This window comes from Mesorhizobium sp. NZP2234 (assembly GCF_013170765.1).
GTDB classification, from domain to species: Bacteria; Pseudomonadota; Alphaproteobacteria; order Rhizobiales; family Rhizobiaceae; genus Mesorhizobium; species Mesorhizobium loti_D.
Genome location: NZ_CP033364.1, coordinates 5,581,897 through 5,607,280 on the forward strand (window position 1 = coordinate 5,581,897; position 25,384 = coordinate 5,607,280).

A 25,384-nucleotide genomic window follows, 5' to 3' on the forward strand; every position below is an offset into this window, starting at 1 on the left:
GAACGCGCCAAATCATGTCAATTGGGAAAATAATATCATGACAATTATTCTGATTCCGCACAATTTCGAAGCATGGGCGGCCTAAATCGCCAGCAGCAGATGCTCCGGATCGCCAAGCAAGAGCTTGGTGACAACGCCGAGGCCGGCGCGCAGTTCCCCTTCGGTGGTCGAGCCCAGCGAGATACGGACAGCCGGATGCCACGGCGCATCCGAAATGCGGAAGGACGTGCCAGGCGCGATCGCCACGCCCTGGAGCCGGGCCTGGGCGACAAAGCCCTCCTCGGCGCGGTCGTCGGGCAGTTGCAACCAGACGTGCAGCCCGTCGCGCCGGGCGCGATAGTCGATCCCGGCAAGCACCTCGGCCGCGATATCCTGCCGCCGCCGCAGGGCCGTGCGCTGCCAGCGGACGAGTTCCATCGCGGTGCCGTCGGTCACCCATTTGGTGGCGATCTCGGCCACCAGCGGCGTTGCCATCCAGTTGGAGACCAGGTGCCGGTTGGCGACGGCGGCGACATAGCGGTCGGGCGCGGCGAGATAGCCGATGCGCAGGCCGGGCACGGTGATCTTGGTGAAGGAGGTGACGTAGAGCGTGCGCTCCGGGGCAAAGGCGGCGACCGGCGGCGGCCGGTCCTCGACCAGCGGCCCCAGCACATCGTTCTCGATGATGGCGATGTCGTGCTTGCGCGCGACCGCGGCGATCTCGGCGCGGCGCCCAGCATCCATCAGCGTTGCCGTAGGATTGATCACCGAAGGCTGCACAAACACGGCGCGGATGTCGGAAAGCCTGCAGGCCTCGTCCAGCGCTTCCGGGATCAGGCCATTATCGTCGATCGGCAGGCCTTCGAGGTTGAAGCCGAGATAGCGCGCCAGCGGCACCAGGGTATGATGGCCGATCGCCTCGGTGGCGACGGTCGATCCCGGCGGCGCCACACTCATCAGCGCCACTGTCATGCCGGCGGTGGCGCCGTTGGTCAGGCTGATATTCTGCGCGGAGGCATCCAGCCCGCAAAGTTTCAGCCATTCGACCGCCACGGCACGGTGGCGCGGAAACACCATGTTGGGCCGGAAGGATAGCGCCGAACTCGACGGCAGGTTTTCGGCGAGCCACCCCAATGCCTGCTTCAGCCGCTCCAGATGCATCGGCTCGCAGACCGGCTTCAGGATGGACAGGTCGATGACCTCGCCAAGACGCTCCGGCAGGTAGGGTGGCTCCGGTTCGCGGCGCTGCGTCTGGACGAAGCTGCCACGGCCGATCTCGCCCGAAATCAGGCCGCGCCGGATCAGCTCCTCATAGGCGCGGCTGACCGTTTGCACCGACAGTTTGAGGTCATCGGCCAGCCGGCGATGCGTGGGCAGACGGGCGCCATTAGCGAGACGCCCGTCATGGATGGCGCGCGCGAACTGATCGGCCAGCGATTGATAGGCTGGCCGCCGGATGAGCGCGGGATCTGGTTGCCACAATGTCATGACTTATTAGAGATCGAAATCAGTGCAATTGACAATCGAAATAATGCGCCCTCATGGTACCGTGGACGAAAAAGTGGGCTCTGATGACCGCAGCGAAACTCGACGCTATCGACCTCAAAATCCTCGACGCCATCCAGCGCGACGGGCGCATCACCAAGCTGGCACTGGCCGAGCAGGTAGGGCTGTCGCCGACGCCGTGCTGGATGCGGCTGCGCAAGCTGGAAAAGGCCGGTATCGTTGCGGGCTATCACGCCCGGATCGCCATGCGCGTCGTGGCGCCGGTGGCCACCGTGCTGATGGAGGTGACGCTGGCCAGCCACCGCCAGGCCGATTTCGACCGCTTCGAGCGCGTCATCCGCGACATCCCCGAGATCGTCTCCTGCTGGTCGGTGGGTGGCGGCGTCGACTATCTGCTGAAAGTGATGGCGCGCGACATCGACGCCTACCAGCGGCTGGTCGACGGGCTGCTCGAGCGCGAGATCGGAATCGATCGCTACTTCACCTACATCGTGACCAAGACGGTGAAGGAAGAGATCGCGCTTCCCATCGCCGAGTTGCTGCCGGCGTCACCGTAGTACCGGAGAGATCGTCTGCCGGGACGGTGCAATAGAGAGAATCTCTCTCCTTCCGGGTGCCCAAACAGCCTCTCTGTCTACGCATGGCGGATAGTCTTCCCGCATCAGTCCGAACCGGGAGGCCTCGACCATGTCCGCGCATTTCGCCCGCTCGCATCGCCACGAAGCGCTCGACCGCCTAGCCGACCGCCGGCTGCTGCGCGAGCTCGCCTATGTCGACGGCCACTGGACGGCGAGCGAGGCCGCCGAAAGTTTCGAGGTCACCGATCCGGCGACCGGCACCACCGTTGCCTTCGTTGCCGCGCTGGATGCACGGCAAACGACAAAGGCGATCGATGCCGCCGCACGAGCCTTTCCTGCCTGGCGGTCGCTGCTGCCGCAGGAGCGGTCAAGAATCCTGCGAAAATGGTTCGAGCTGATCATCGCAGCGAAAGATGATCTGGCTTTGCTGATGACCTTGGAACAGGGCAAGCCGCTGCAGGAATCGCTGGGCGAAATCGACTACGCCGCCTCCTTCGTCGAATGGTACGCCGAGGAAGCCAAGCGCCTCAACGCCGAGAGCGTCACCAGCCATCTGCCGAACGCGGAAATGATGGTGCGACGCGAACCGCTCGGTGTCGTCGGCGTCGTCACGCCGTGGAATTTTCCGTCGGCCATGTTGACCCGCAAGGCGGCCGCCGCCCTTGCAGCCGGCTGCACCATCGTCGCGCATCCATCCTCGGAAACGCCGCTGTCGGCGCTGGCGCTGGCCGAACTTGGCGAGCGCGCCGGCCTGCCGGCCGGGGTCTTCAACATCGTCACCGGCAAGGCCGCGACGATCGTCGGGCGGATGTGCGAGGATCCGCGAATCCGTGCCATGAGCTTTACCGGCTCGACCGAGATCGGCAGGCTGATCGCGGCACAGAGTGCGCCGACGATGAAGCGGCTGGTGATGGAGCTTGGCGGCCACGCGCCGCTGATCGTCTTTGCCGATGCCGATCTGGACAAGGCCGTGAGCATCGCCATCGATGCCAAATTCGCCACATCGGGCCAGGATTGCCTTGCCGCCAACCGCATCTACGTCCAGCGTCCGCTCTACGATCGCTTCTGCGCCGCCTTTGCGAGACGCATCGAGGCGCTGCGGACCGGTAATGGCCTCGCCGAGAAAACCGACATCGGACCGCTGATGCATGAGCGCGCGGTCACTAAGGTCGAGGAGCAGGTCGCCGATGCGCTTGCCCATGGCGCGCGCTGTCTCACCGGCGGCAAGCGCCATCAGGCCGGGCCATTGTTCTACCAGCCGACACTGCTGGCCGACGTCACCGATGAGGCGTCGATCATGCACGAAGAGACCTTCGGGCCGGTCGCGGCGGTCGCGCCCTTCGACAGCGAGGACGAGGTCATCGGATGCGCCAACGCCACCGAATACGGCCTGGTCGCCTATGTCGTGACAGAGAACGGCGCGCGCCAGCAGCGCATGGGCCGCGCGCTCGACTACGGCATGGTCGCCGTCAACCGCGTCAAGATCACCGGCGCGGCGATCCCGTTTGGCGGCGTCAAGCAATCCGGCATCGGCCGCGAAGGTTCGCGCCATGGGCTGGAGGCTTTCACCGATCTGAAATATCTCTGTCTGGACGTAGCTTAAGATGTGTCGATATTCAGGTGATGCCGGCCTGCAAATGCCAGGCTTCTGCGCTTCCGGTGCTCACGTACTTGAGTACGCTCCGCTCCGGTTCTCGAAACCTGACATTTTCGGCTCGGCCTGACCTGAATCTCAACACATCTTAAGTCGCGTTCGCTTTCCTCAAGGAGTCAGAAAAATGCTCGACCAGTCCAACGAACTCGCCGCCTGGGATCGCGACCACTTCTTCCATCCCTCGACGCATATGGGCACGCATGCGCGGGGTGAGAGCCCGACCCGCATCATGGCCGGCGGTGAAGGCGTCACCGTGTGGGACAACAATGGCAAGAAGAGCATCGATGCCTTTGCCGGCCTCTATTGCGTCAATGTCGGCTATGGCCGCCAGAAGATCGCCGATGCGATCGCAACCCAGGCGAAGAACCTTGCCTACTATCATGCGTATGTCGGCCACGGCACCGAGGCCTCGATCACGCTTGCCAAGATGATCATCGACCGCGCGCCGAGGGGCATGTCGAGGGTCTATTTCGGCCTCTCCGGCTCGGACGCCAACGAAACCAACATCAAGCTGATCTGGTACTACAACAATGTGCTGGGCCGCCCGGAGAAGAAGAAGATCATCTCGCGCTGGCGCGGGTATCACGGCTCGGGCGTGATGACCGGATCGCTGACCGGGCTCGACCTGTTCCACAATGCCTTCGACCTGCCGCGCGCGCCGATCCTGCACACCGAAGCGCCTTACTATTTCCGCCGCGCCGACCGCTCGATGAGCGAGGAGCAGTTCTCGCAGCATTGCGCCGACAAGCTCGAGGAGATGATCCTGGCTGAGGGTCCTGAAACCGTCGCCGCCTTCATCGGCGAGCCGATCCTCGGCACGGGCGGCATCGTGCCGCCGCCGGCTGGCTACTGGGAGAAGATCCAGGCCGTGCTGAAGAAGTATGACGTGCTGCTGGTCGCCGACGAGGTGGTGACGGGTTTCGGCCGGCTGGGCACCATGTTCGGCTCCGATCACTACCGCATCAAGCCGGATCTGATGACCATCGCCAAGGGGCTGACCTCGGCCTATGCACCGCTTTCGGGCGTCATTGTCGCCGACAAGGTGTGGAAGGTGCTGGTCGAAGGTTCCGACAAGCTCGGCTCGCTCGGCCATGGCTGGACCTATTCGGCGCATCCGATCTGTGTTGCCGCGGGCGTGGCCAATCTGGAACTGATCGACGAGATGGATCTGGTGACAAATGCCCGCGAGACCGGTGCCTATTTCCGAGCCGAACTGGCAAAGGCCGTCGGTAGCCACATGAATGTCGGCGACGTGCGCGGCGACGGCATGCTGGCGGCGGTCGAGTTCGTCGCCGACAAGGACGACCGGGTGTTCTTCGATGCTTCGCAAAAGATCGGTCCGCAAGTGGCGACGGCGCTTGCCGCCAGCGGCGTCATCGGCCGCGCCATGCCGCAGGGCGACATACTCGGCTTCGCGCCGCCGCTCTGCCTGACGCGCGAAGAAGCCGACATCGTGGTGGCCAGGACCGCCGATGCGGTTAAAAGCGTGTTTGCCAATCTCTAAGATCGAACCCATGAATGCCATGACAAAAAATCTCCCCGCCACCATGGCCGCCGTGCTGCTCACCGGGCACGGCGGACCGGAAAAGCTCGTCTACCGCACCGATGTGAAAGTGCCGGCACCCGCGCCTGGCGAAGTGCTGGTCGAGGTCACAGCTTGCGGCATGAACAACACCGATGTCTGGGTGCGCCAGGGCGCCTATGGCACGGAGGAAGACGCCTCCGCCGTGTCAACCTGGCGGCGGCAGGGCAACACGCTTGTTTTCCCGCGCATCCAGGGCACCGACACGGTTGGCACCATCGTTGCGGTGGGTGATGGCGTTTCGCCGGACCGTATAGGCGAGCGGGTTATGGTCGATTTCTCGATCTACAATCGCGACGACGATTCGCTGGCCGACATAGATTATATGGGCCACGGCCGCGACGGTGGTTATGCCGAGTATCAAACCGTGCCGGCCGAGAACGCGCATGTCGTCGACACGGACATGACCGATGTCGAACTCGCCACCTTCTGCTGCGCCTACCTGACCGGTGAACAGATACTGGAACGCGCGGGCCTGAAGGCCGGCGAGCGGGTGCTGGTCACCGGCGCCTCCGGCGGCGTCGGCTCGGGCATCGTGCAACTGGCACGGGCGCGCGGCGCCATTCCCTATGCCGTCGTCGGCAAGGGCAAGGAGCAGGCGGTGCTCGATATCGGCGCCGAGGCGGTCATCGCCCGTGGCGTCGCCGACCTGCCGCAAGCCGTGACCGAGGCGACCGGCGGCCAGCCCATCGACGTGGTGGCCGATCTCGTCGGCGGCGCGGTCTTCAACGATCTCCTGCGTATTCTCAGGCCCGAAGGCCGTTACACCACCGCCGGTGCGATCGCCGGCCCGGTCGTGCAGCTCGATCTCAGGACCATGTATCTCAAGCAGCTGCAGTTGCATGGCTCCAGCCAGGGCACGCGCGCCGATTTCCGCCGGATCGTCGGATATATCGAGGCGGGAAAAATCCGGCCGCTGGTCGGCGGCGTCTACAGGCTCTCCGATTTCCACCACGCGCAGGCGGATTTCGTTGCCAAGGATTTTGTCGGCAAGCTGGTGGTGGTACCCGATGCTGTCGCGGAGCAGCCGGTGTAGTTCCAAAAATCTCGCCCCTCCCTTGCCTGCCTTCTCGCCGCTGCCACAATGGGAATGACTTGCAGTCCAGCCAGCAAGCCGCCACAAACGGCGATGCCCATGCCGTTTGGTCCGGGCGTCTGGTCACAGGAAACAGCGAGACATGACAGCCCGAATGATAGTGCTCGACGCCAATCCGCTCGGCGTCGCGGATGTGGCTGAGATTGCCCGACGCAGAGCCCGCCTGATGGTGGGCCAAGAGGCGATGCGCCGCATCCGGGCGAGCCGCGCCCTCATCGAGCATCTCACCGGGCTTGGCAAGCCGATGTACGGCGTCACGACTGGCCTCGGCGCCTGTGTCGACACGCCGCTCGCGCAGGCCGACCTGATCGCCTTCCAGCACAGCGTGCCGCTCAGCCACAGCATGGGTATCGGGCCTGCCCTGCCGACCGAAGCGGTGCGGGCGTTGATGACCGCACGCATTTCGGGCATGGCGGCCGGCGGCACCGGCACCTCCGAACGCGTGGTCCTGGGTCTTGTCGCCGCGCTCAACGCCGGCGTCCATCCGGTGATCCCCACATGGGGATCGATCGGCGCGGCCGACCTTGCCCATCTCGGCCATATGGCAAGGTCGCTGCGCGGCGATGGCGAGGCGGAGTTCCAGGGCAGGATCATGCCCTCCGCCGAGGCGCTGGCTCTCGCCGGACTGGAACCGCTCGACCTGCGCGAAAAAGACGGCCACGCCATCATCGTTGCCAACAGCCTGTCGACCGGAACGGCGTGCCTGTGCCTCGAAGACATCGCCCATCTCATTGACTGGGCGCTGGCTGCCGTGGCGCTCAACTATGAGGCGTTTCGCTCCTCCCTCACCGCGATCGACGCGGATGCCCTTGCCGCGCGGCCGGCCTTCGGCCAGCGCGAGATCGGCGCGCGGCTGCGTAAGGAGCTTGTGGGCAGCGGCCTGTGGCAGGACAAGGCGGCGCGGCGCCTGCAGGATCCGCTCAGCTATCGCTGCGTGCCCCAGGTCTGGGGCGGCCTGCTCAATGCGTTCGAACAGGCAAGGCTGGCAACGGAGATCGAACTGACCCATTCGGGTGACAACCCCGTCATCCTGGCCGAGGGCGAACGGGTGGTTTCCAACGGCAATTTCGACCTGACGGCGATGACGCTGGCCTTTGAACAGCTTGGCCAGGCGCTCGCGCATTGCGCCGTCGGGACCGCCAACCGCTGCATGAAGCTGATGTCGCCAACCATAGCGGACCTGCCGCGCTTCCTGTCGGCGAGAGGCGGCAGCCGTCAGGGCTATGCGGAGCTGCAGAAACCATTGTCAGCGCTCGAAGCCGAAATCCGGCATCTGGCCAACCCGATGTCGCTCAGCCCGCTGGCGGTTTCGGACGGCATCGAGGACCAGTCGTCGATGGCGCCGCGCGTGGTGGCCAAGACGGCCGAGATCATCGAGCGCATGCGCTATCTCGTTGCCATGGAACTGATCTTCGCGGCGACAGGCGTGGAGTTGCGCGGCGTCGTCGACAGCATGGGCGACGGGCCGCAGCGCACCTTCGCCGCTGTCCGCGCGCTCGTCAGCCCGCTCGACGACGACCGCGAGATGAGCGCCGACATGACGCGGGTGGCGCGGATGGTGGCGGGACCAAGATACTGAGCCAGCGCCATTTTTAAACCCGGCCGGTCTGACCCTACTGGTAAGGGCCCCTGAGATTGAGCTTCTCGGCCAGAAGGCAGAAGCGGTCGATCAGCCGGACAAGTTCCTCGCCTTGTTCGCCGACAATCGCGCCGCGCTCGGCGGGCGGCGCCTCCGATAGAGCCTTCCACAAGCGGCTTTGCCGGTCACAGACGTCAGCCAGTTCGGAGCATTCGCTGGCGGCCAGTTTCAGGAGATGATCCGCCGTCACCGGTCCGATGCCGGGCGGCGTCGTCGCGCCAAGGGAAAGATACCCTTCCGGCACGGTGCCTTTCGCATTGGTCACCGATTTGCGGCGGATGACATCGAAAATCTGGTCGACGGCCTGCTTGGCGCCGGCCACGCGCGAGGGATGGTCCGTATCGGCCGCGGCGTGCGGCAGAAGTTCAAGCCTGGCCCCATGCCTTTCGACAAGGCCGAGATAGGGCAGCATCGGGCCGGAGAGACGCCCGGTCGACATATCGCTGAAGAGATCGGCATCGATGGCGGCGTGGCGCACCTGCCCTGCATCCAGCGCGTCGCCAAGCGCCGCAACGTCGACGAGTTCACCGCGGTCGTAATTGACCAGCACCGCGCCCCTGTTCATGCGTGACAGGACATCCGAACCGATGAGCCCGGCATTGGCGTAGCGGCCAGTCCGCGCGTCCTGCTTGCCCAGGCCGACATGGACACTCAGCACATCGGCGCCTTCCGCCGCATCGACAAGGTCCGCCGCATAGGCGAAACCCTCGGCCTCGATCCAGTCGCGGTGCCGTGGCCGTGCATGAATCACCACGCGCATGCCGAAGGCGCGGGCGAGCTTGGCCACCTCGCGGCCGATATTGCCATAGCCGATGATCGCGATCGTCTTGCCTTCGAGCTTCTCGGTCGGAAAATCGCGCAGTTCCCTGCCGGTATCGAAGGCGCCGCGCGCCACCCGGTCGTGCAGCAAGGCGACCGGGAGATCCGGCAGCACTTTCAGGATCGCCTTCATCACCATCTGCGCGGTGGCGCGGCTGTTGATGCCGGGCGTGTTCATCAGCACCGCGGTGCCGCCCTCGCCGCTGCCGCCGCCCCAGGAGCGAGAGCCCATATTGCCGGTGCCGGCGCCGATGCGCACGCCGGCCAACGGAAAAACGGTCTCGGCGGGCAGAAAGGTCGCCGCCGCGATGACGCCGTCATAGCGTCCGTCGCCCGCGGCTTCGATCAGTTCCTCCCGGGTGCTGAGGTCCGGCCGGTAGAAGAAATGCACCCGGCCCTGTTCGAGATCGGCTTTGTCGCCAAGCGCGGACAGGTGGAAGCGGCCGCCCTTGGCCTCGATATGGGCGCGCGCCTCGCTCGGATCAGGCTTGCCGTCGGGTCCGAGGCGCAAGCCGACCAGATCGCAGATCAGCACGGTGTAGACGGCTTGCGGATCGATCAGATCCGCGACCTGTGTGCTGGTGTTTGTGGTCACATCGTTCCCCCATGCAAATGCGGCAAGCCCTGCTACCGGCAGCAGGGCATCCTGAATAGCCAGAACCTATCGGCCCGGAAAGGTTCCGGATCGATCGCTGGCGGCAAACCGGCGGCAAGTTGCGACACGATCGCCTTTTCAGGCACAGTGCGATGCCGCCATTGGCCCCTTGAAGGGTCAAGTCCGACACGCGTAACATCGCGCCATCAGAACTGAGTTTGCTTTATTCATCCGGGCTAATGTCCGGATTGGACTGGATATTTTCCTTTGAGCACGGATGCAGCCACCGGCGTGGCGAAGCGCGGCAAATCGTTTGCCCATGTGGCGGAAGCCTCTTGGGGCAAGGGCCTCAGCACCTTGCTGCGGATCGTGCGCATGACGCTGCGCCACCCCTGGCAAGTCGCCATCACCCTCGCCTCGACCTTCATCGCCGCGACGCTGCAGCTTTTCATTCCGCGCTTGCTCGGACGCGCCATCGACCAGGCTCAGGGCGTGATGGCCGCGGGTGCCGGAACCGCGGCCGAGCAGGCGCTGTGGAACACGGCGCTGACGCTGCTCGTCGTCAGCATCCTGCGTGGCCTCTGCACCATGGCGCAGAACTATTATGGTGAGGCGGTCGGCCACCAGACCGGTTATGAACTGCGGCTCGCCTTCTACGAGAAGATCCAGCGCCTGAGCTTCTCCTTCCACGACCGGGTCCATACCGGCGATCTCATCACGCTCGGGCTGCTCGATCTCGACGGCGTGCGCATGTTCTTTTCCACCGGCATCCTGCGCGTGGTGCTGCTCGGCGTGCTGATCGGCGTTGGCGCCTACCTCCTGATCAGCACCGATCTCGTGCTCGGACTGTTGAGCCTCAGCTTCGTGCCGTTCGTTGCCTGGCGCTCCTCGGTCACTCAGCTCAAGCTGCGCAGCACCTGGCTGACCCTGCAGGAACGGCTGTCGGTGCTGAGCCGGGTGATGGACGAAAATCTCGGCGGCATCCGCGTCGTGCGCGCCTTCGCGGCGCAGCGCCATGAGCTGGCGAAGTTCGACCGCGCCAAGCAGGATGCTCTCCAGCTGGCCAATGAACGCGTCGACATCCGCGTCTCCAACACCAGTGCCATGAATTTCTCCTTCCTCGCCGCCATGGGGCTGGTGCTGTGGTTCGGCGGCCAGAAGGTGATCGCGGGCCAGATCAGCGTCGGCACGCTGGCCCAGTTCCTCACCTTCATGACCATCCTGCAGATGCCGGTGCGCCAGCTCGGCCTGATGGTCAATTCGTTCGCGCGCGCCTCGACCTGCGGCACGCGGCTGTTCGAACTGCTCGACACCGAGCTCGACATCAAGGACGCGCCTGACGCCAGGGAACTGGACATCACCAAGGGCGTGCTGCGTTTCGACAATGTCGGCTTCCGGTATGAGGGCGCGGGCGGCCGCCCGACCCTGTCCGGCATCTCTTTCGAGGCCAAGTCCGGCGAGACGGTCGGCATTGTCGGTCCGCCCGGCAGCGGCAAGTCGACCATCGCGCATCTGATCCCGCGCTTCTACGACGTGACCTCGGGCGCGATCACCATCGACGGCCAGGACATCAGCAAGGTCACGCTGCAATCGCTGCGCAAGGTGGTCGGCGTCGTGCAGCAGGACGCGTTTCTGTTCACCACCTCGATCGAGAACAACATCGCCTATGGCAACCCATGGGCGCGCGAGACCCGTATCGGTCAGGCCGCCGAGTATGCCCAGCTGCACAACTACATTATCGGGCTTCCGGCCGGCTACACCACGGTCGTCGGCGAGCGCGGCGCGTCGCTTTCCGGCGGCCAGCGCCAGCGCCTGACCATCGCGCGCAGCCTGATGCTGCGGCCATCGGTCCTGGTTTTCGACGATTCCACCGCGGCCATCGATGCCGGCACCGAGCAGCGCATCCGCGCGGCGATGAAGCGCTTCGCCAGGGATCGTGTGACGCTGATCATCTCGCACCGGCTGAGCTCGCTGATGCATGCCGACCAGATCCTGTTCGTCGAAGGCGGCCGCATCGTCGAACGCGGCACGCATGAGGAATTGCTGGCGCTCGGCGGTCGCTATCGCAAGCTCTACGATCTGCAACTGCGGCCGGACGACGATCGGCTCGAGGGAGCCGCATGATGCCGACGCAGGACGAAGACGAGAAGGATGACAAAAGCGGACGACCGACAAAGGCAGTCGTCGGCTCACACCGCGACGAGGAAGAGGTTTTCGGCAAGGCCTATGACCCTCGCATCATCAGGCGCATCTGGAGTTTCGTCAGACCGTATAGGGGCCGGATCTTCATCTCGGTCGCCGCGGTGCTGGTGTTCACGCTGACGCAGCTGGCGATCCCGCTGGTCATCCGCTACGCCATCGACCACGGCATGGCTCCGGGCAAGCTCGACCGCTCGGTGATGATCTCCGCGATCGCCGCCTTTACCGTGATCATTCTCGTCAACTACGCTGCCAGCCATGTGCAAGAGAGCGTCGTCGGCAAGGTGGCCGAGAACGTGCTGTCCGATTTGCGCCGCGCCATGTTCAGCCACCTGCAGAGGGTGTCACTGAGCTTCATGGACAAGACCGAGGTCGGCCGGCTGATGTCGCGCCTGCAGGGCGACGTCAATTCGATGCAGGAATTCCTCGAGACCTCGGTGATGTCGGTGGGCGACATCGTGCTTTTGTTCGGCATTGTCACCGTCCTGCTCTGGCTCGATTTTCGGCTCGGACTGCTGACGCTGTCGACCATGCCGATGCTGTTCATCGTGCGCCTGTTCTGGCTGCCGCGCGCCAAGGTCGCCTTCATGGCCGCGCACGAGACCAACTCCATCGCCAATGGCGCTCTGGCCGAAGGGATCCACGGCGTGCGCACCGTGCAGAGCCTCGAGCGCCAGCATGTCAACTTCGACCTTTACGACGAGAAGGTGCTGGCCAATCTCAATGCCCATCTGCGGTCGGCGAAATACGCTCAGGTGATGGTGCCGATCGTCGACACGCTGACCGGCATCGCCATGGCGACGGTCATCGTGGTCGGCGGTTCGATGGTGCTGTCGCACAGCCTCGATGTCGGCGTCATGGTGGCATTCCTGTTCTATATCCAGCGCTTCTTCGACCCGATCCGCTCGCTGACCATGCAGTACAGCGTCATGCAGCGCGCCATGGCTTCGGGCCAGCGCATCTCCGAAGTGCTCGACGTTCCGGTGGATGTCAGCGACAAGGAAAACGCGGTGGCGCTGTCGCGCGACATGGACGGCTCGGTCGAGTTCAGGAATGTCACCTTCGGCTACCGGCAGAACCAGCCGGTGCTGAAGAACATCTCCTTCCGCGTCAATCCGGGCGAGACCGTGGCCCTTGTCGGTCCAACCGGGTCCGGCAAGTCGAGCTCGATGGCGCTGGTGCACCGCTTCTACGATGTCTGGTCAGGCGAGGTTCTGGTCGGCGGCCATGATGTGCGTGACCTGACGCAGGATTCGCTCGGCGATCAGGTGGCCATGGTGCTGCAGGAGCCGTTCCTGTTCTCCGGCACGGTGCTGGAGAACATCCGCTACCACAAGACATCAGCCAGCCGCGAAGAGGTGGTGCGCGCCGCACAGGCGGTCGGTGCGCACGACTTCATCGAGCACTTGCCCGATGGCTACGACACCGAGCTCGAACAGCGCGGCGGCAATCTCTCGCTCGGCCAGCGCCAGCTGATCAGTTTTGCGCGCGCGCTGGTGGCCGACGCCAAGATTCTGGTGCTCGACGAGGCCACGGCCAGCATCGATTCCTACACCGAGATGCTGATCCAGAAGGCGCTGATAAAGCTTCTGGAGGGCCGCACCGGACTGGTCATCGCCCATCGGCTGGCCACCATCCGCGGCGCAGACCGCATCATCGTGTTGCAGAATGGCGAGATCGTCGAAAGCGGCAACCACGAGCAGTTGATGCAGAGGAAGGGCCTCTACGCCCGCCTCTACAACATGAACTACGCCTCGTTCGACGACATTTCCGAGGAAGAGATGGGAATGGACGCGGCGGTCGGCAAAGCGACGTGAGCGGTTCGAACCGATCGCCCTGCCCCTCCCCGAGAGATCTATTTGCGGGATCGCCTGACGTGGCCGCTGACCTGCACGCCGTCCTCGGCGCGCAGGTACAGGAAGCCGGGAATGGAGAGCAGCGGGATGGTCGCGGTCAGCAGGAACACCCGGTGGAAACGTTCCGGCGTGAGCACGTGGGTCTCCCCCGCGATCAGGCCCAGCAGCATGGCTGCGATCGAGACGCCAAGCGAAACGCTGAGCTGCTGCAGCACGCCGCCAAGGCTGGTGGCGCGGCTGAGCTTGTCCGCAGGCAGGTCGGCATAGGACAGCGTGTTGGAGGTCATGAACTGGGCCGAGCGGACGATGCCGAACAGGAAGACATAAACGCCGATCATCCAATGCGGCGTATCGGCATTCATCAGGGCGAAACCAGCCACGGTGGCGGAGCCGACAACGGCGCTGCCGATCAGCACTACACTGAAGCCGAAGCGCCGCAGCAGCGGCGACAGCAGCGGCCGCATCAGCAAGGCACCGAAGCTGCCGACGAATGTCAGCGACCCCGAGGTGACCGGGCTCATGCCGAAGCCGACTTGCAACATCAACGGCATGAGGAACGGCACGCCGTTGAGACCGACGCGGCACAGGCCACCGGCAAGCGTGCCGACCCAGAAGGAGCGAAATCGAAACAGCGTCAGGTCGACGGCCGGCGCCACGACGCGGCGCGCATAGCGCCCGAAAGCGAGCAGCAGCAGGACGGAAGCGGCCAGGACCAGCACTGTGGCTGAAACGGGGATGATCGGCCGGCCGATGTTTTCCAGCCCGAATTGCAGCAGCGCCACGCCGCATCCCACCATCAGGAACCCGGCGAAATCGAAGCGCTGCACCGCTTCCTCGTGGAAATCGTCGACGAAGCGCAGCGCCGCCAGGATGCCAAGGCAACCGAAGGGCACGTTGACGTAGAATATCCAGCGCCAAGAGGCGTAGGTGGTCAGCAGGCCGCCGAGCAGTGGCCCGATGACCGGCCCCATGATGGCCGGCAAGGTCATGTAGGTCATGGCGGTGATCAGCCCGCTGCGCGGAAAGCTGCGCAGCAGGATGAGCCGCCCGACCGGCGTCATCATGGCGCCGCCCAACCCCTGCAGCGCGCGCATGGCCAGGAGCATGCCGAAACTGTCGGCCATGCCGCACAGGGCCGAGCCAAGGGTGAAGGTGAACAGCGCCAGCGCGAACACTCTTCGCGCGCCGAACCTGTCGGCGAACCAGCCACTGACGGGAATGAACACGGCGAGCGTCAGAATGTAGGTGGTGATCGCAAGGTTGAGCCGGACCGGCGTCGTGTCGAGGCTGTGCGCGATGGCCGGGATCGCGGTGGTGATGATGGTGGAGTCGAGCTGCTCCATCAGAAAGGCGATGGCGACGATGATCGGGATGATCAGCCTCAGCCGCGGATCGCGCTCGGTGGCAAATTGAGGCTGTTCCAATGCTCCGGCCAATTCCATCATGCAGGCTGCTTATAGGTCGTAGCCAAGTGGCGCATCCTAGTTCAAAGGCAAGATTGCCTCACTTGTGCCAGCCAGCCGGAGCCTGATCGCACGGCCGTCTTATGGTCCGACAAATAGGTTGGGGGTAGTCCTTTCCACCCTGCCGGAAGTCAACAAATCTTGACCGGCGCCGTGAGCGAACTGGGCACCGGCTGGACCGGCGACGTCACCCAAAGACGCTGCGCGGTTCAGCGAGCGCCCGTCCCGATTTCGTGAAGGAACGTGTCCGACGCGCACGGCTTTCCTTCCCATATCTCTGGAACGGAAAGGAGCCATCCCATGAAAAGGCAACTCGTATTCTTCAGCTCCGTCCTGCTGACCCTGGTCACCAGCGCGATCCCATTTGCAACCGTCGCCGATGCCGCCGTCGTCAAGCATCATTATGTCCACCTCACCGCTGCCCATGGCGGCCATTCGAATGGCAGGCATGGAGGTCACGGCGGCTGGGTTGGCGGCGGCTGGACCGGCGACAATTCGGCGACCGGCAATGGCTGGATGGACAACTACTACAACGGTTACGGCAGCTACCATGGCTACGCCGGCGACTTCTGCGGAACCATCGCGTGGACGCTCGACCTGTGCGGTCCCCACGGCCCCTGATCGCTGACCGCCGCCGGCCTGAGCAAGACAGGCGATCCGGATGTTCCGGGACGCCTGTGTCGCGCACTGCGCCGGGCCGCGTTCCCATGCGCAGTGTCGCAAGCAAATGCCATGGTTCCGTCGGGCTCGGGAATGTCGAGGGCCCGGATGCTAGGCGATTTCGGGGCGTCTTGATGCCTCACGGATCGCCTTGTGGACGTCGCGCTGCAAATCCATGAAGGCCGGGGTTTCCATCACCTCTTCCCTGCGCGGCCGTTCGATGTCCACGTTGAAGGTCTGCATGATGCGTCCCGGGCCGATCCCCATGACAACGATGCGGTCCGACAGATAGACCGCCTCCTCAACGTCATGCGTGACGAAGAGCACGGTCAGCCTATGTTCTTCCCAGATCTGGGTCAGCAGTTCCTGCATCTGATGCCGGGTCAAGGCATCGAGCGCGCCGAACGGCTCGTCCATCAACAGCATCTTCGGCCGATAGGACAGCGCGCGCGCAATGGCGACGCGCTGCTTCATGCCGCCCGACAGTTCGGACGGAAAGCGGTCGGCGCTCTGCGACAGCTTGACGAGGTCGAGATGCTCGAGCGCGATCTCACGGCAGGCCGTGCGGTCGTAACCGGCGGCCTTGAGGGCGAACTCGATGTTCTGCCGCGCCGTCAGCCAGGGAAGCAGCGTGTAGGACTGGAAGACGACGCCACGGTCGAGACCAGGCTGCAGGATCGGCACACCATCGATGCTGAGATCGCCGGCGTCGAAGTCCTGCAGGCCGGCGACGATCGACAGCAGCGTGCTCTTGCCGCAGCCCGACGTGCCGACAAGGGAGACGAACTCATTGTCGGCAAGATCGAGGTTGATGTCGCGCAACACCTCCGTGCGCCGCTCGCCCGTGCCGAAGCTCTTGTCGAGACCTGCGATGCGCAATTTGGGAACAGTCATCGGCGGTTCCTCATTGCGAATGGCCTTCCTGCCGGAACAGAACCTTTTCCAGGGCCTTCATGACCTGGTCGGTGATGAGACCGAGCACGCCGAGAAGCAGGATGTAGCCGATGATGGTGTTGGTCTGGAAATAGCGCTGCGACACGGTGATGCGATAGCCCAAGCCGGACGTCGCCGCGACGAGTTCGGCCAGCACCAGCCAGGTCCACGCCCAGCCCAGGCTGATGCGCAGCGTATCCCATATGCCAGGCAAGGCGCTGGGCACGACAATGCGCGTCAGGATCTTGCGGTCCGGCAGCCCGAGCGTGCGGCCAAGGCCGATGAAATCGGCGGGAACCCGTTTCACATTGTCCATGACCATCAGCACCTGCTGGAAGAAGGTGCCGATAAAGATGATCAGGAATTTCTGCGTATCGCCGGTACCGGCCCACAGAATGGAGAGCGGCACGAAAGCGACGACCGGCATGTAGCGGATGAAATCCACCAGCGGCTCGATACCAGCCTCCCAGGAGCGGAAGCTGCCGATCAGCACGCCGATGGGGATCGACAGGGCCGAGGCGATGAGGAAGCCGATGGAGATGCGATACGCCGAGGCCGTGAGATCTATCCAGAGCGTGCCGTCGGTGGCGAGCTTGGCGATCTGGGTCGCGACGCTGCCGGGCGACGGCAGGAAGATGGGCTTTACCCATTCCAGCCCGGTCGCCGCCCACCAGGCAAGGCCAAGCCCGACAAAGACGGCCACCGCGATCATCAGGAAACGCGAGCGGGCGATGGGCACGCCGATCCCGGAGGATCGGCGGCGCCTTGCTTGTTTCGCGACCGGTCCCGCTGCCGGACGGGTCAGGCCGGTTTTCGCGGGGGGCTCTCCGGACATTTGCGTTACCACCGCGATCCGGCCTCTGTCATTCCGCCGCCTTGACGAAGGACGGGTCGATCATCTGCTCAGGCGTCACATCCGCCTGAAGCAGCTTGGCGTTCTTGGCGGCCGCTTCGACATCGGCGAATGTCTTGGTGGTGAAATCGCCGGTCAGCGCGGTCTTGTTTTCGGCGAGCGAGTAATAGCGCACGCCGTCGAATGCGGTGTTCAGGTCCTTGACGTCGGAACCGACTGCCTTGGCGATGATGGCGCGGCCGCCGGGTGTGTCTGAATTATAGTCCTTGAGCGCGGCGTCCCAGCTCTTGATCATGGCCAGCACCTGACCGGGCCGCGACTTGATCACTTCGTCGCGCACCACCAGCACGTCGCTGATCAGGCCGGGATCCTCGCCGGCGGTGAACAGCAGCTTGACGTCCTTGTTCTGTGCCATGGCGACAGTGAGGTACGGCTCGTAAGTAACGGAGACCGGCACGCGGCCGGCGATCAAGGCGCCGCCGGCATCGGCGGCCGGCATTGGAACCGGCTGGATATCGGCGACCGACATACCGTTTTTTGCCAGTGCGTATTTGAGCAGGATGTCGCTCGTCGTGCCTTCCTCGAAGGCAACCTGCTTGCCCTTGAGGTCAGCGATCGAGGTGACGTCCTTGCCTGCGATGATGGCGTCGGCCGTCATGGAGACATCGAGCAGCAGCACGATCTTCACCGGCAGGCCGGCGGCGACCATGCCCATCGCCGTGTGGGTGGCGATGTTGGCCGCGTCGAGCTGGCCGCTGGCCAAGGCGGCATTGATGTCCTTGTCCTCGGCGAAATTGACAATCTGGACGTCCGACAGGCCGTTTGCTTTGAACAGGCCCTTGGCGTCAGCGACGTGCCACTGGCCATAGCCAAGCCAGGGCTCGATGCCGATCTTGAACGATCCGGCCTCGGGCGTCGTGGGAATGGCCGCATCGGCCGCGTAGGCCGCTGGGGCGGCGGCGAGCCCGACGGCGGCGGCCATCATGAGCGCGCGAAATTGTCCTGCTAGGTTACGCATCATCTCTAAGTTCCCCTTGATGATCAGACCGCTTTTATACCCAGGCATCCGGTCTGGTGAGACTGTGGGTTTCTGCTCTCGCGGCAATGAGCCCCGGCGTCTTGCCCACCACTTCGTGGTGAAGTGCAAGGATATTTCAGCGTCAGCGGCAGCGGATGTCAAGGCTAAAATACATACATGCATATACAAGTTGGCGTGACTCCATTTTGCCCTGTGATCAGGCGCGTCCGCCCGTCCCTTCAGGATCGATCCGGTCGAGGAAATCGGTGACCCGATCGACCCCAGCGACGGGCTCGCTGCCGACCATGACCGCGACCGAAAAGGCAATCAGGGAAGAGACCGGCGTGTGGCTGCGCGCGCCGGCCCGCAGGTTCATGACCAGGGTCGGCGACAGGAAAAGCCCTGCGCGCAGAACCGCGCGCCAATCGGCCGGCAGCATGCCGCGCCGATTGAGCTCGAGCAGCAAGGGCCGCCACAGGGCGGTCGCCTTGACCTCCAGCAGGTCGCGGCGGACAGGACTCAGATCCCAGTCCGTGTCGACATGAAAGAGGCTTCCGTCCAGCCGCGCCCGCGCGCGAAAAACCTCCGTCGCGATGGCCGGATCGTAGAGCCAGAACGGGTGGGCGAAGATGTTGTGGAACGTTGCCTTCACCTCCGCCAGCAGCGTGGGGATGTGCGAACCGGCGAAGGCGGGATCGAAGAAGGACAGTTCCGCCCCACTCGCCTTCGCCGTGTACCAGACATTGGCATTGTGGGCATCGCCATGCGCGACCACGCCGCCGGCATCGGCAAGCCGGTCCGGCCGCAGCCGCGCGGCCGCGGCGTCGAAAAGCTCACCGATGCTGCTGGTGTAAGGCCGGCCGTTGACGACGAATTTCAGCCGGGAGAACTGCTCCCAGTCCAGTTCCTGATCTGGGAAGACAAACGGCTTGCCGATATAGAAATCGGCCAGTCGGCCGCCCGGCGACGAGCGTGTATCGGCGTCGATCAGCCGCTCATGAAACAGCCGGTGGATAGGCTCCGCCGCGACCTGCGCGACGGTCACCGGATGCAGCGTCTCGAGATAGACCTCGAGCAGTCTGGCCGAAAGCTCGCGCTCGGCATGAACCGCCTCGCGCCGCTTGCCCGCATCATCCTCGGTATCCAGCGCGAACAGCACGTCCGAAAATCTCGGATCCGTGCGGCGGCGATAGACAAGGATCTGCTCGCCAGGCTGGGCGGACATATGGACGGGCTGATCGACCGGCAGGCCTGCACGCGACAGGATCTCGGCCCGGTAGTATTCGCCGGTCATGCCCTCCTCGCGTTCTTCCTGATGGAACTTGAAGAAGTAGGCCTGACCGTCGCTGTCAAAAAAGCCGTTCAACGAATTGAGGCTGTATTTGTCGAAATTGATGCGGACATTGCTGGGGCTCAGCCCGAACAGATCGGCCAGCAATGTCATCAGCGCGCGCTGCGCCTCGGCGACATCGTGCTGTGCGAGAGCGCGGATCCGCGCCGTGCGGCTCTGCATCATCGGTCGTCCCTTCCAGCGATTCCGACCGCAAGGCAGGAAACGGCTCTTATCAGTGCATGTACATACATCTGCGTCGAAAGCTTCGTGATCCGCATCCGCTTTCGAAGTCAGTGGGTCCTGGAGGGTGAATACCGGCTGCCGAGCGAATAGCGGCTGCCGGCATAAGTCAGCTTGCTGATCGTCGCCACGACGGCGCCCGTCCATGTGCGGCGATGCAGGAACAGGCAGCAGCTGCCGACATCGATGTTCAGATGCCGCGCGGTCTCGGCATCGGCGGGAATCGCCGAGATGATATGCTCGACCTCGGTCACCGGAGTCTTCTGCATGAGGTAGTCGTAGGTCGCGGTCTTTGAAAAATCCTGCTTGTCGTAGTCGGGGATCAGGCTCGGATTGACGAAGCGCTCTTCCAGTTGCACCGGCAAATCGTTCTCGAAATTGACGACGACGGAGTGATAGATCGAAACCCGCTTTGGAAACTCGAAGGACAGAGCGAGCTCCTTGGTCGGCATGATGGTTTCGAGCACCAGGACTTCGGAGCGATGCCTGTTGCCGCGCTCGACGATTTCGGCCGCGATGTTGTTGATCTCGATCAGCGTCGATTGCGGCCGGGGCGGCGCGATGAAGGTGCCCACACCTTGCAGCCGGATCAGGAACCCCGCCGCGGTCAGTTCCCGCAAGGCGCGGTGGACCGTCATGCGCGAGACACCAAGCGAAACCACCAGCTCGTTCTCGGACGGCAGCTTGCGATCCTTGCCCCACCGGCCCGTTCCGATGTTGGCCAGGATGTAGTCCTTCACCTTCTCGTAAAGAGGGCTCGCCGTATCGGGCAAATCGATCATTTCAAAGTCCTTTCCGGCAATTTATCGGAAATCACGCCGGCTCAACAGGTTGCCGCATGCGGATGATTGTTTTCAAGCCATCGCTCTCCCCCGCCAACAGCCGCTCATAGGCGGCCGGAATGTCGTCGAGACCGATCTCGCGATCGATCAGGGCGAGCAACGGTTCGCTGAGTTCACGGAGCATCCCAACGGCGTCGGGCAGCTCGTCGGCGAAGGCATGGCATCCCAACAATGCGATCTCGCGTTCGACCAGGAGATTTGGGTCGATGTCGAGACGACCATGGAAAATGCCGACCATCGCCACCGCGCTGCCGGAATCGAGAACGCCGAGCAACTGAGTGAATGCGGCGATGCTGCCGGTCGCCTCGACGGCCGCCAGCAGCGGCGCATTGGCCGTCGCGGCGGCAATCGCCTCACGGTTGAGGTCGACGCTTGTTGCTCCGGTCACCTTCGCCACGCGGGCACGGCGCGCCTGGTTGCGGTCGGCGACAAGCACCGTGCCGGCAAAGCTCCGGGACAGCAGCAGCGCGGCAAGACCGCCGATCGGCCCGCAGCCAACGACCAGCACCGAGCCTGCCGTCTTCGGCAGGCGCCGCACCGCGTGAAGCGCCACCGCAAGCGGCTCGGCCATTGCTGCGACCCGCTCGTCAAGCGCGGCATCGACAACATGCAGCAGGCGTGCGGGCAGCACGGCTTGCTCGGCAAAGCCGCCGTCGCAGACTTCGCCGATGAAGCCCAGCGAAGCACAGAGATGGCGCCTGCCGGCACGGCACTGCGCGCAGTCTCCGCACCAGAACCGGGAATCGGCAACCACCCTGTCGCCGACGGCGACGGTGTCGACGCCCTCGCCCACGGCAATCACCGTGCCGGTCAGCTCATGGCCGGCCGTCGAAGGCGAGCGGCTTATCCATTGGCCGGTGCGGAAATTGTGCAGGTCCGACCCGCAGATGCCGGCGGCATCGATGCTGAGCTTTACCCAGCCCGCATCCGGAATGCCCGGTGCGGCGATATCCTCCACGCGCAGATCGCCGGGTCCATAAAGCCGTGCCGCCTTCATCGCGATCGTCTCCGTTCAGCCGGCGAGATAGCGGTCGCGGATCTCCGAGACCGCGTTTTCATGCGAACTGAAGCCCTCGTAGCGGGCGAGCCTGCGGGCATGTTTCGCCAGTTCCGGGTAGGCGGCCGAGGTGACATAGCCGACCGACGAGCGCTTGACGAAATCCGTCACCGAAAGCGGTCCATAGGTTCGCGCCCAGCGGCTGGTCGGCAGCACCGCGTTCGGCCCAAGGACGAAGTTGGCAAGCGTCACCGGCGTGTGCGGACCCATGAGGATTTCGGCGGCCTCGGTGATGTGTCCGAGATGCGCGAACGGCTCCTTCGACAGGATTTCCAGGTGTTCGGGCGCATAGTCGTTGATGAAGCGATAGCTGTCTTCCAGCGATGCGGTCAGCACGATGCCGCCGCGCTTTCCCGTCAGCACCGCGCGTGAGAATTCCACGCGCTGCTCCGTCATCCGCGACCAGTGTTCCGGGAGTGCGGCAAGTGCCGCCTCGGCAACCTTGCGGCTGTGCGTCACCAGATAGGCCGAGGAATCCGGCCCGTGCTCGGCTTCGATCAAGAGGTCAAGCGCGGCCAGGCCGCCGTCGATACTGTCATCGGCAAAGATGATGGCTTCCGACGGACCAGCCGGAAGACCGGTGTCGATGATCGACGACAGCACGCTTTTCGCCGCCACCACCCACGGGCTGCCGGGACCGACGATCTTGAGCGCGGGCTTCACCGTCTCGGTGCCGTAGGCGACGGCGGCGACAGCCTGTGCGCCGCCGCATTTGTAAACGGTGTGAACGCCGGCGAGGCGAGCGGCGACAAGGGTCGCCGCATCCACCGAACCGTCCGATGTCGGCGGCGTCACGATGGCGATCTGCGGCACACCGGCAATGACCGCCGGGACCGACGTCATCATCGTCACCGAAGGAAAGGCACCCTTGCCGCGTGGCACGTAGAGCGCGACCGAGGCGATCGGCGTGTATCGGTCGCCGGCATAGGCGCCCGGCCGGACTTCCTTGAGCCACATCGTCTCCGGCTTCTGCTCCTCATGGAAATGCCTGATGTTGTCGATGCCGAAGCCGATGCTTTCCACGACGTCCTTTTCGACCTTGTCGAAGGCCGCGTCGAACTCGGCTTCCGACACCTTCAGTCCGCCCTCCGTGACATTGGCCTTGTCGAGTTCCCTGGCGAAGCGGATCAGCGCGGCGTCACCCTCGTCCTTGACGGCCTGGATGATCGGGCGGACCTTTTCGACGAAGACCGACAGATCGGCCTCGGCGCGTTTCAGCAGGCCGGCCCGCTGGCTGGCATCGAGCGATGACAGATCGTGGAAGCTGATGTCGGACATGGGTATTCCTCTTTGTTGGAGCGCAACGTGCCGGCAGGTTACGTTGCGGGAGACGTTGATTTCGAACCAGTGGCGAGCTGCCTCAGATCGATGCCAGGAAACCGCCATCCACCGGAATGGACTGGCCGGTTATGTAGGCCGCGGCGTCCGAGGCAAGGAACACGGCAACGCCGTGCAGATCGCCGAGATCACCGAAGCGATGCTGCGGGATCTTGGCCAGCATGGACTGCTGCCATGCCTCGTTGTTGTAGAACACATCGGTCATGGCCGTCCGGAAATAGCCCGGGGCGATGGCGTTGACCCTGATGCCGAGATCGGCCCACTCCGCGGCAAGCGCTCGCGTCATGCCGAGCAGGCCTGACTTCGACGAGCCATAGGGCACCGCGGTGGGAATGCCGACTTCCGAGGTCAGCGAGCAGAGATTGATGATGGCGCCGCCACGCCCGGCGTCGCGCATCTGTCGCGCCGCGGCCTGCGCGCAGAAGAACGCCCCCTTGAGATTGGTGTCGACGATCCGGTCCCAGAGCGCCTCGTCGACGTCGAGCGAGGGCCGGACCTCTTCCATCCCCGCATTGTTGACGAGGATGTCGAGACCGCCAAGCAGGCCGGCAGCCTCGGCGATGGCCGCATGGCAGCGGCCGACATCGGTGACGTCGAGGGCGACGGCATGCGCCACCCCGCCGGCCGCGCGGATCGCCGCTGTCGTTTCCCCGAGGGAGGCCAGGCTGCGCGCGGTGACCGCGACGTCGGCGCCGGCAGCGCTCAATGCCTCGGCGATGCCGCGGCCAATACCTCGGCTGGCGCCGGTGACCAACGCCTTCCTGCCGGCGAGATCGAACAGAGAAGCATTGCGCATGTGATCCTCCTTGCCGGTGTCGGCTTGCGCTTCCATAGCGAGACTATCAGATCAAGTTACATATACAAGCATATACAAACCATTTCGGCTACGCTACTCCTGGCAAAATTCGCTGCACCAGCCGCCGCCGACGACCAGGCGCGCGCGGGGCGATGCAGCGAAACCAATGTTTGAGAACCCGATCGACGGACAGGTGTCTGTCGACCGACCACAGAGGAGCCCGCTCGTGTCGAAAGCTTCAGACATGGTCCGAACCGAAGTCACACGCCTGTCGCCTTACAATTCCGGACTGACCATCGGCGAGGTCATGCAGCGATATGCTCCGGCCAGGATCGCCAAGCTGGGCTCGAACGAAAACCCGCTTGGCCCGAGCCCGACGCTCGCCACGATGATGCAGGCCGGCCCCGAGATGTTCCGGCTCTATCCGGATCCGGCCGGGCGCAAGCTGCGCCAGGCCATCGCAGCCAAATATGAATTCGGCGAGGACCAGATCATCCTCGGCAATGGCTCGGAGGACCTTCTCTCCGTCATCAGCCGTGCCGTGCTGCGGCCCGGCGACGCCGTCGTCACGCTCTATCCGTCGTTCCCGCTGCACGAGGACTATGCGACGCTGATGGGCGCGACCATCCACCGTGTGGCCGTCAACGACGATCTCACGATCAATGTCGACGCCCTGATCGAGGCGGTGCGCGAAAGGCCGCGCTTGCTGATGTTCTCGAACCCTATGAACCCCGTCGGCAGTTGGCTCTCCGGCAGCGATCTGTCGAAGGTGCTGGATGCCGTCGGTGACGAGACGCTTGTTGTCATCGACGAAGCCTATGCCGAATATGCGCTAGGCGAGGACTACGCCTCGTCAATGCCTTACCTCTGCAAACGCGATCTGCCCTGGATCGTGCTGCGGACATTTTCAAAGGCGTTCGGCCTGGCCGGATTGCGGATCGGCTTCGGCATCGTCGGCGATCCGGAATTGCGTGCGCTGCTCGACAGGGTGCGCACACCGTTCAACGCCAATGGCGTTGCGCAAGCGGCCGCGCTGGCAGCGCTCGCGGATGAGGGACACCTCGCCAAGGTCGTCGCGCTGGCCAGGACGGAGAGAGCCCGTCTCGAAGATTTCCTGGTGAGCAAGGGCCTCGAAGTCGCCCGTTCCCGAGGCAATTTCCTGTTCTTCAACTGCGGGCAAGATGCCTCCGCCTTCGCCGAGGGCCTGCTTCGCGAAGGTGTCATCGTCAAGCCGTGGAAGCAGGAAGGTTTTGACAGCTACGTGCGTGTCAGCATCGGCTCGCCAGCGGAGAATGACCACTTCATGGCGGCGCTGTCGCAGCTGTTGTGATTTCCCGAAAGCCATGCT

General features: G+C 64.2%; 20 protein-coding genes. 9 read left to right on the top strand and 11 right to left on the bottom strand.

Going from position 1 to position 25,384, the window contains the following annotated elements; genetic code table 11:
* Nucleotides 1-81: 81 nt before the first annotated feature.
* A complete protein-coding gene (locus EB230_RS27480) occupies nucleotides 82-1,467 on the bottom strand; it encodes a PLP-dependent aminotransferase family protein (RefSeq protein WP_056564813.1) in 1,386 nt (461 codons plus the stop codon).
* 83 nt (nucleotides 1,468-1,550) lie between these two features.
* Between EB230_RS27480 and EB230_RS27485 the strand changes: the two genes are divergently transcribed.
* The 5 genes from EB230_RS27485 (at nucleotide 1,551) to hutH (ending at nucleotide 7,974) form a co-directional block, all read left to right on the top strand.
* On the top strand, nucleotides 1,551-2,042 hold the full coding sequence (locus EB230_RS27485; RefSeq protein WP_056565735.1) for an Lrp/AsnC family transcriptional regulator: 492 nt from the start codon (nucleotides 1,551-1,553) through the stop codon (nucleotides 2,040-2,042).
* Nucleotides 2,043-2,172: 130 nt separating this feature from the next.
* Nucleotides 2,173-3,666: an NAD-dependent succinate-semialdehyde dehydrogenase gene (locus tag EB230_RS27490; protein ID WP_172374296.1), complete on the top strand. Its 1,494-nt coding sequence runs from the start codon at nucleotides 2,173-2,175 to the stop codon at nucleotides 3,664-3,666.
* Nucleotides 3,667-3,841: 175 nt separating this feature from the next.
* The gene (locus tag EB230_RS27495) at nucleotides 3,842-5,221 is read left to right on the top strand and encodes an aspartate aminotransferase family protein (RefSeq protein WP_172374297.1); all 1,380 of its coding nucleotides are present in this window, start codon (nucleotides 3,842-3,844) and stop codon (nucleotides 5,219-5,221) included.
* 10 nt (nucleotides 5,222-5,231) lie between these two features.
* Nucleotides 5,232-6,335: an alcohol dehydrogenase family protein gene (locus EB230_RS27500; RefSeq protein ID WP_172374298.1), complete on the top strand. Its 1,104-nt coding sequence runs from the start codon at nucleotides 5,232-5,234 to the stop codon at nucleotides 6,333-6,335.
* A gap of 142 nt (nucleotides 6,336-6,477) precedes the next feature.
* Nucleotides 6,478-7,974, top strand: coding sequence for a histidine ammonia-lyase (gene hutH, locus EB230_RS27505; RefSeq protein ID WP_172374299.1), 1,497 nt, complete (start codon nucleotides 6,478-6,480; stop codon nucleotides 7,972-7,974).
* 34 nt (nucleotides 7,975-8,008) lie between these two features.
* Here the strand turns inward: hutH and EB230_RS27510 are convergent, their stop codons facing one another.
* A complete protein-coding gene (locus EB230_RS27510; protein WP_172374300.1) occupies nucleotides 8,009-9,448 on the bottom strand; it encodes a 2-hydroxyacid dehydrogenase in 1,440 nt (479 codons plus the stop codon).
* Nucleotides 9,449-9,715: 267 nt separating this feature from the next.
* Here EB230_RS27510 and EB230_RS27515 point away from each other — a divergent pair, with 267 nt between their 5' ends.
* Nucleotides 9,716-11,572 (top strand): ABC transporter ATP-binding protein, encoded by a 1,857-nt coding sequence (locus EB230_RS27515; RefSeq protein ID WP_172374301.1) that lies wholly within the window; start codon nucleotides 9,716-9,718, stop codon nucleotides 11,570-11,572.
* A complete protein-coding gene (locus EB230_RS27520; protein ID WP_056564836.1) occupies nucleotides 11,569-13,464 on the top strand; it encodes an ABC transporter ATP-binding protein in 1,896 nt (631 codons plus the stop codon). Before EB230_RS27515 ends, EB230_RS27520 begins: the two co-directional genes overlap by 4 nt.
* A 38-nt stretch (nucleotides 13,465-13,502) precedes the next feature.
* Here EB230_RS27520 and EB230_RS27525 read toward each other — a convergent pair whose 3' ends face one another.
* The gene (locus EB230_RS27525; RefSeq protein ID WP_246738859.1) at nucleotides 13,503-14,927 is read right to left on the bottom strand and encodes a DHA2 family efflux MFS transporter permease subunit; all 1,425 of its coding nucleotides are present in this window, start codon (nucleotides 14,925-14,927) and stop codon (nucleotides 13,503-13,505) included.
* 339 nt (nucleotides 14,928-15,266) lie between these two features.
* Between EB230_RS27525 and EB230_RS27530 the strand changes: the two genes are divergently transcribed.
* Entirely contained in the window at nucleotides 15,267-15,587 is a 321-nt protein-coding gene (locus tag EB230_RS27530) for a hypothetical protein (RefSeq protein ID WP_056564841.1), read from the top strand.
* Nucleotides 15,588-15,737: 150 nt separating this feature from the next.
* Here the strand turns inward: EB230_RS27530 and EB230_RS27535 are convergent, their stop codons facing one another.
* From EB230_RS27535 to EB230_RS27570, 8 genes are all read right to left on the bottom strand, one after another.
* Nucleotides 15,738-16,520, bottom strand: a complete 783-nt coding sequence (locus EB230_RS27535) for an ABC transporter ATP-binding protein (protein ID WP_056564844.1) — start codon at nucleotides 16,518-16,520, stop codon at nucleotides 15,738-15,740.
* Nucleotides 16,521-16,530: 10 nt separating this feature from the next.
* A complete protein-coding gene (locus tag EB230_RS27540) occupies nucleotides 16,531-17,298 on the bottom strand; it encodes an ABC transporter permease (protein ID WP_162258870.1) in 768 nt (255 codons plus the stop codon).
* Nucleotides 17,299-17,422: 124 nt separating this feature from the next.
* Nucleotides 17,423-18,430 carry an ABC transporter substrate-binding protein gene (locus EB230_RS27545; protein WP_056565741.1) on the bottom strand — a complete coding sequence of 336 codons (1,008 nt, stop codon included), beginning with the start codon at nucleotides 18,428-18,430 and terminating at the stop codon, nucleotides 17,423-17,425.
* A gap of 217 nt (nucleotides 18,431-18,647) precedes the next feature.
* Nucleotides 18,648-19,946 carry a hypothetical protein gene (locus EB230_RS27550; protein ID WP_056564847.1) on the bottom strand — a complete coding sequence of 433 codons (1,299 nt, stop codon included), beginning with the start codon at nucleotides 19,944-19,946 and terminating at the stop codon, nucleotides 18,648-18,650.
* 107 nt (nucleotides 19,947-20,053) lie between these two features.
* Nucleotides 20,054-20,785, bottom strand: a complete 732-nt coding sequence (hutC, locus tag EB230_RS27555) for a histidine utilization repressor (RefSeq protein ID WP_056564850.1) — start codon at nucleotides 20,783-20,785, stop codon at nucleotides 20,054-20,056.
* A 31-nt stretch (nucleotides 20,786-20,816) separates the two neighbouring features.
* On the bottom strand, nucleotides 20,817-21,842 hold the full coding sequence (locus tag EB230_RS27560) for a zinc-binding dehydrogenase (protein ID WP_056564853.1): 1,026 nt from the start codon (nucleotides 21,840-21,842) through the stop codon (nucleotides 20,817-20,819).
* 15 nt (nucleotides 21,843-21,857) lie between these two features.
* Entirely contained in the window at nucleotides 21,858-23,180 is a 1,323-nt protein-coding gene (gene hisD / locus EB230_RS27565; RefSeq protein ID WP_172374303.1) for a histidinol dehydrogenase, read from the bottom strand.
* A gap of 82 nt (nucleotides 23,181-23,262) precedes the next feature.
* Nucleotides 23,263-24,036 (bottom strand): glucose 1-dehydrogenase, encoded by a 774-nt coding sequence (locus tag EB230_RS27570; RefSeq protein ID WP_056565743.1) that lies wholly within the window; start codon nucleotides 24,034-24,036, stop codon nucleotides 23,263-23,265.
* 226 nt (nucleotides 24,037-24,262) lie between these two features.
* Between EB230_RS27570 and EB230_RS27575 the strand changes: the two genes are divergently transcribed.
* Nucleotides 24,263-25,366 (top strand): histidinol-phosphate transaminase, encoded by a 1,104-nt coding sequence (locus EB230_RS27575; protein WP_246738860.1) that lies wholly within the window; start codon nucleotides 24,263-24,265, stop codon nucleotides 25,364-25,366.
* The last annotated feature ends 18 nt before the right edge of the window (nucleotides 25,367-25,384 follow it).

Excerpts from the sequence above, each read along its gene's own strand:
- EB230_RS27485 (WP_056565735.1), top strand. The coding sequence starts at position 1,551 with ATGACCGCAGCGAAACTCGACGCTATCGACCTCAAAATCCTCGACGCC.
- hutH (WP_172374299.1), top strand. The coding sequence starts at position 6,478 with ATGACAGCCCGAATGATAGTGCTCGACGCCAATCCGCTCGGCGTCGCG.
- EB230_RS27490 (WP_172374296.1), top strand. The coding sequence starts at position 2,173 with ATGTCCGCGCATTTCGCCCGCTCGCATCGCCACGAAGCGCTCGACCGC.
- EB230_RS27545 (WP_056565741.1), bottom strand. The coding sequence starts at position 18,430 with ATGCGTAACCTAGCAGGACAATTTCGCGCGCTCATGATGGCCGCCGCC.
- EB230_RS27480 (WP_056564813.1), bottom strand. The coding sequence starts at position 1,467 with ATGACATTGTGGCAACCAGATCCCGCGCTCATCCGGCGGCCAGCCTAT.
- EB230_RS27530 (WP_056564841.1), top strand. The coding sequence starts at position 15,267 with ATGAAAAGGCAACTCGTATTCTTCAGCTCCGTCCTGCTGACCCTGGTC.
- hutC (WP_056564850.1), bottom strand. The coding sequence starts at position 20,785 with ATGATCGATTTGCCCGATACGGCGAGCCCTCTTTACGAGAAGGTGAAG.
- EB230_RS27550 (WP_056564847.1), bottom strand. The coding sequence starts at position 19,946 with ATGATGCAGAGCCGCACGGCGCGGATCCGCGCTCTCGCACAGCACGAT.
- EB230_RS27535 (WP_056564844.1), bottom strand. The coding sequence starts at position 16,520 with ATGACTGTTCCCAAATTGCGCATCGCAGGTCTCGACAAGAGCTTCGGC.
- hisD (WP_172374303.1), bottom strand. The coding sequence starts at position 23,180 with ATGTCCGACATCAGCTTCCACGATCTGTCATCGCTCGATGCCAGCCAG.
- EB230_RS27570 (WP_056565743.1), bottom strand. The coding sequence starts at position 24,036 with ATGCGCAATGCTTCTCTGTTCGATCTCGCCGGCAGGAAGGCGTTGGTC.
- EB230_RS27560 (WP_056564853.1), bottom strand. The coding sequence starts at position 21,842 with ATGAAGGCGGCACGGCTTTATGGACCCGGCGATCTGCGCGTGGAGGAT.
- EB230_RS27500 (WP_172374298.1), top strand. The coding sequence starts at position 5,232 with ATGAATGCCATGACAAAAAATCTCCCCGCCACCATGGCCGCCGTGCTG.
- EB230_RS27520 (WP_056564836.1), top strand. The coding sequence starts at position 11,569 with ATGATGCCGACGCAGGACGAAGACGAGAAGGATGACAAAAGCGGACGA.
- EB230_RS27495 (WP_172374297.1), top strand. The coding sequence starts at position 3,842 with ATGCTCGACCAGTCCAACGAACTCGCCGCCTGGGATCGCGACCACTTC.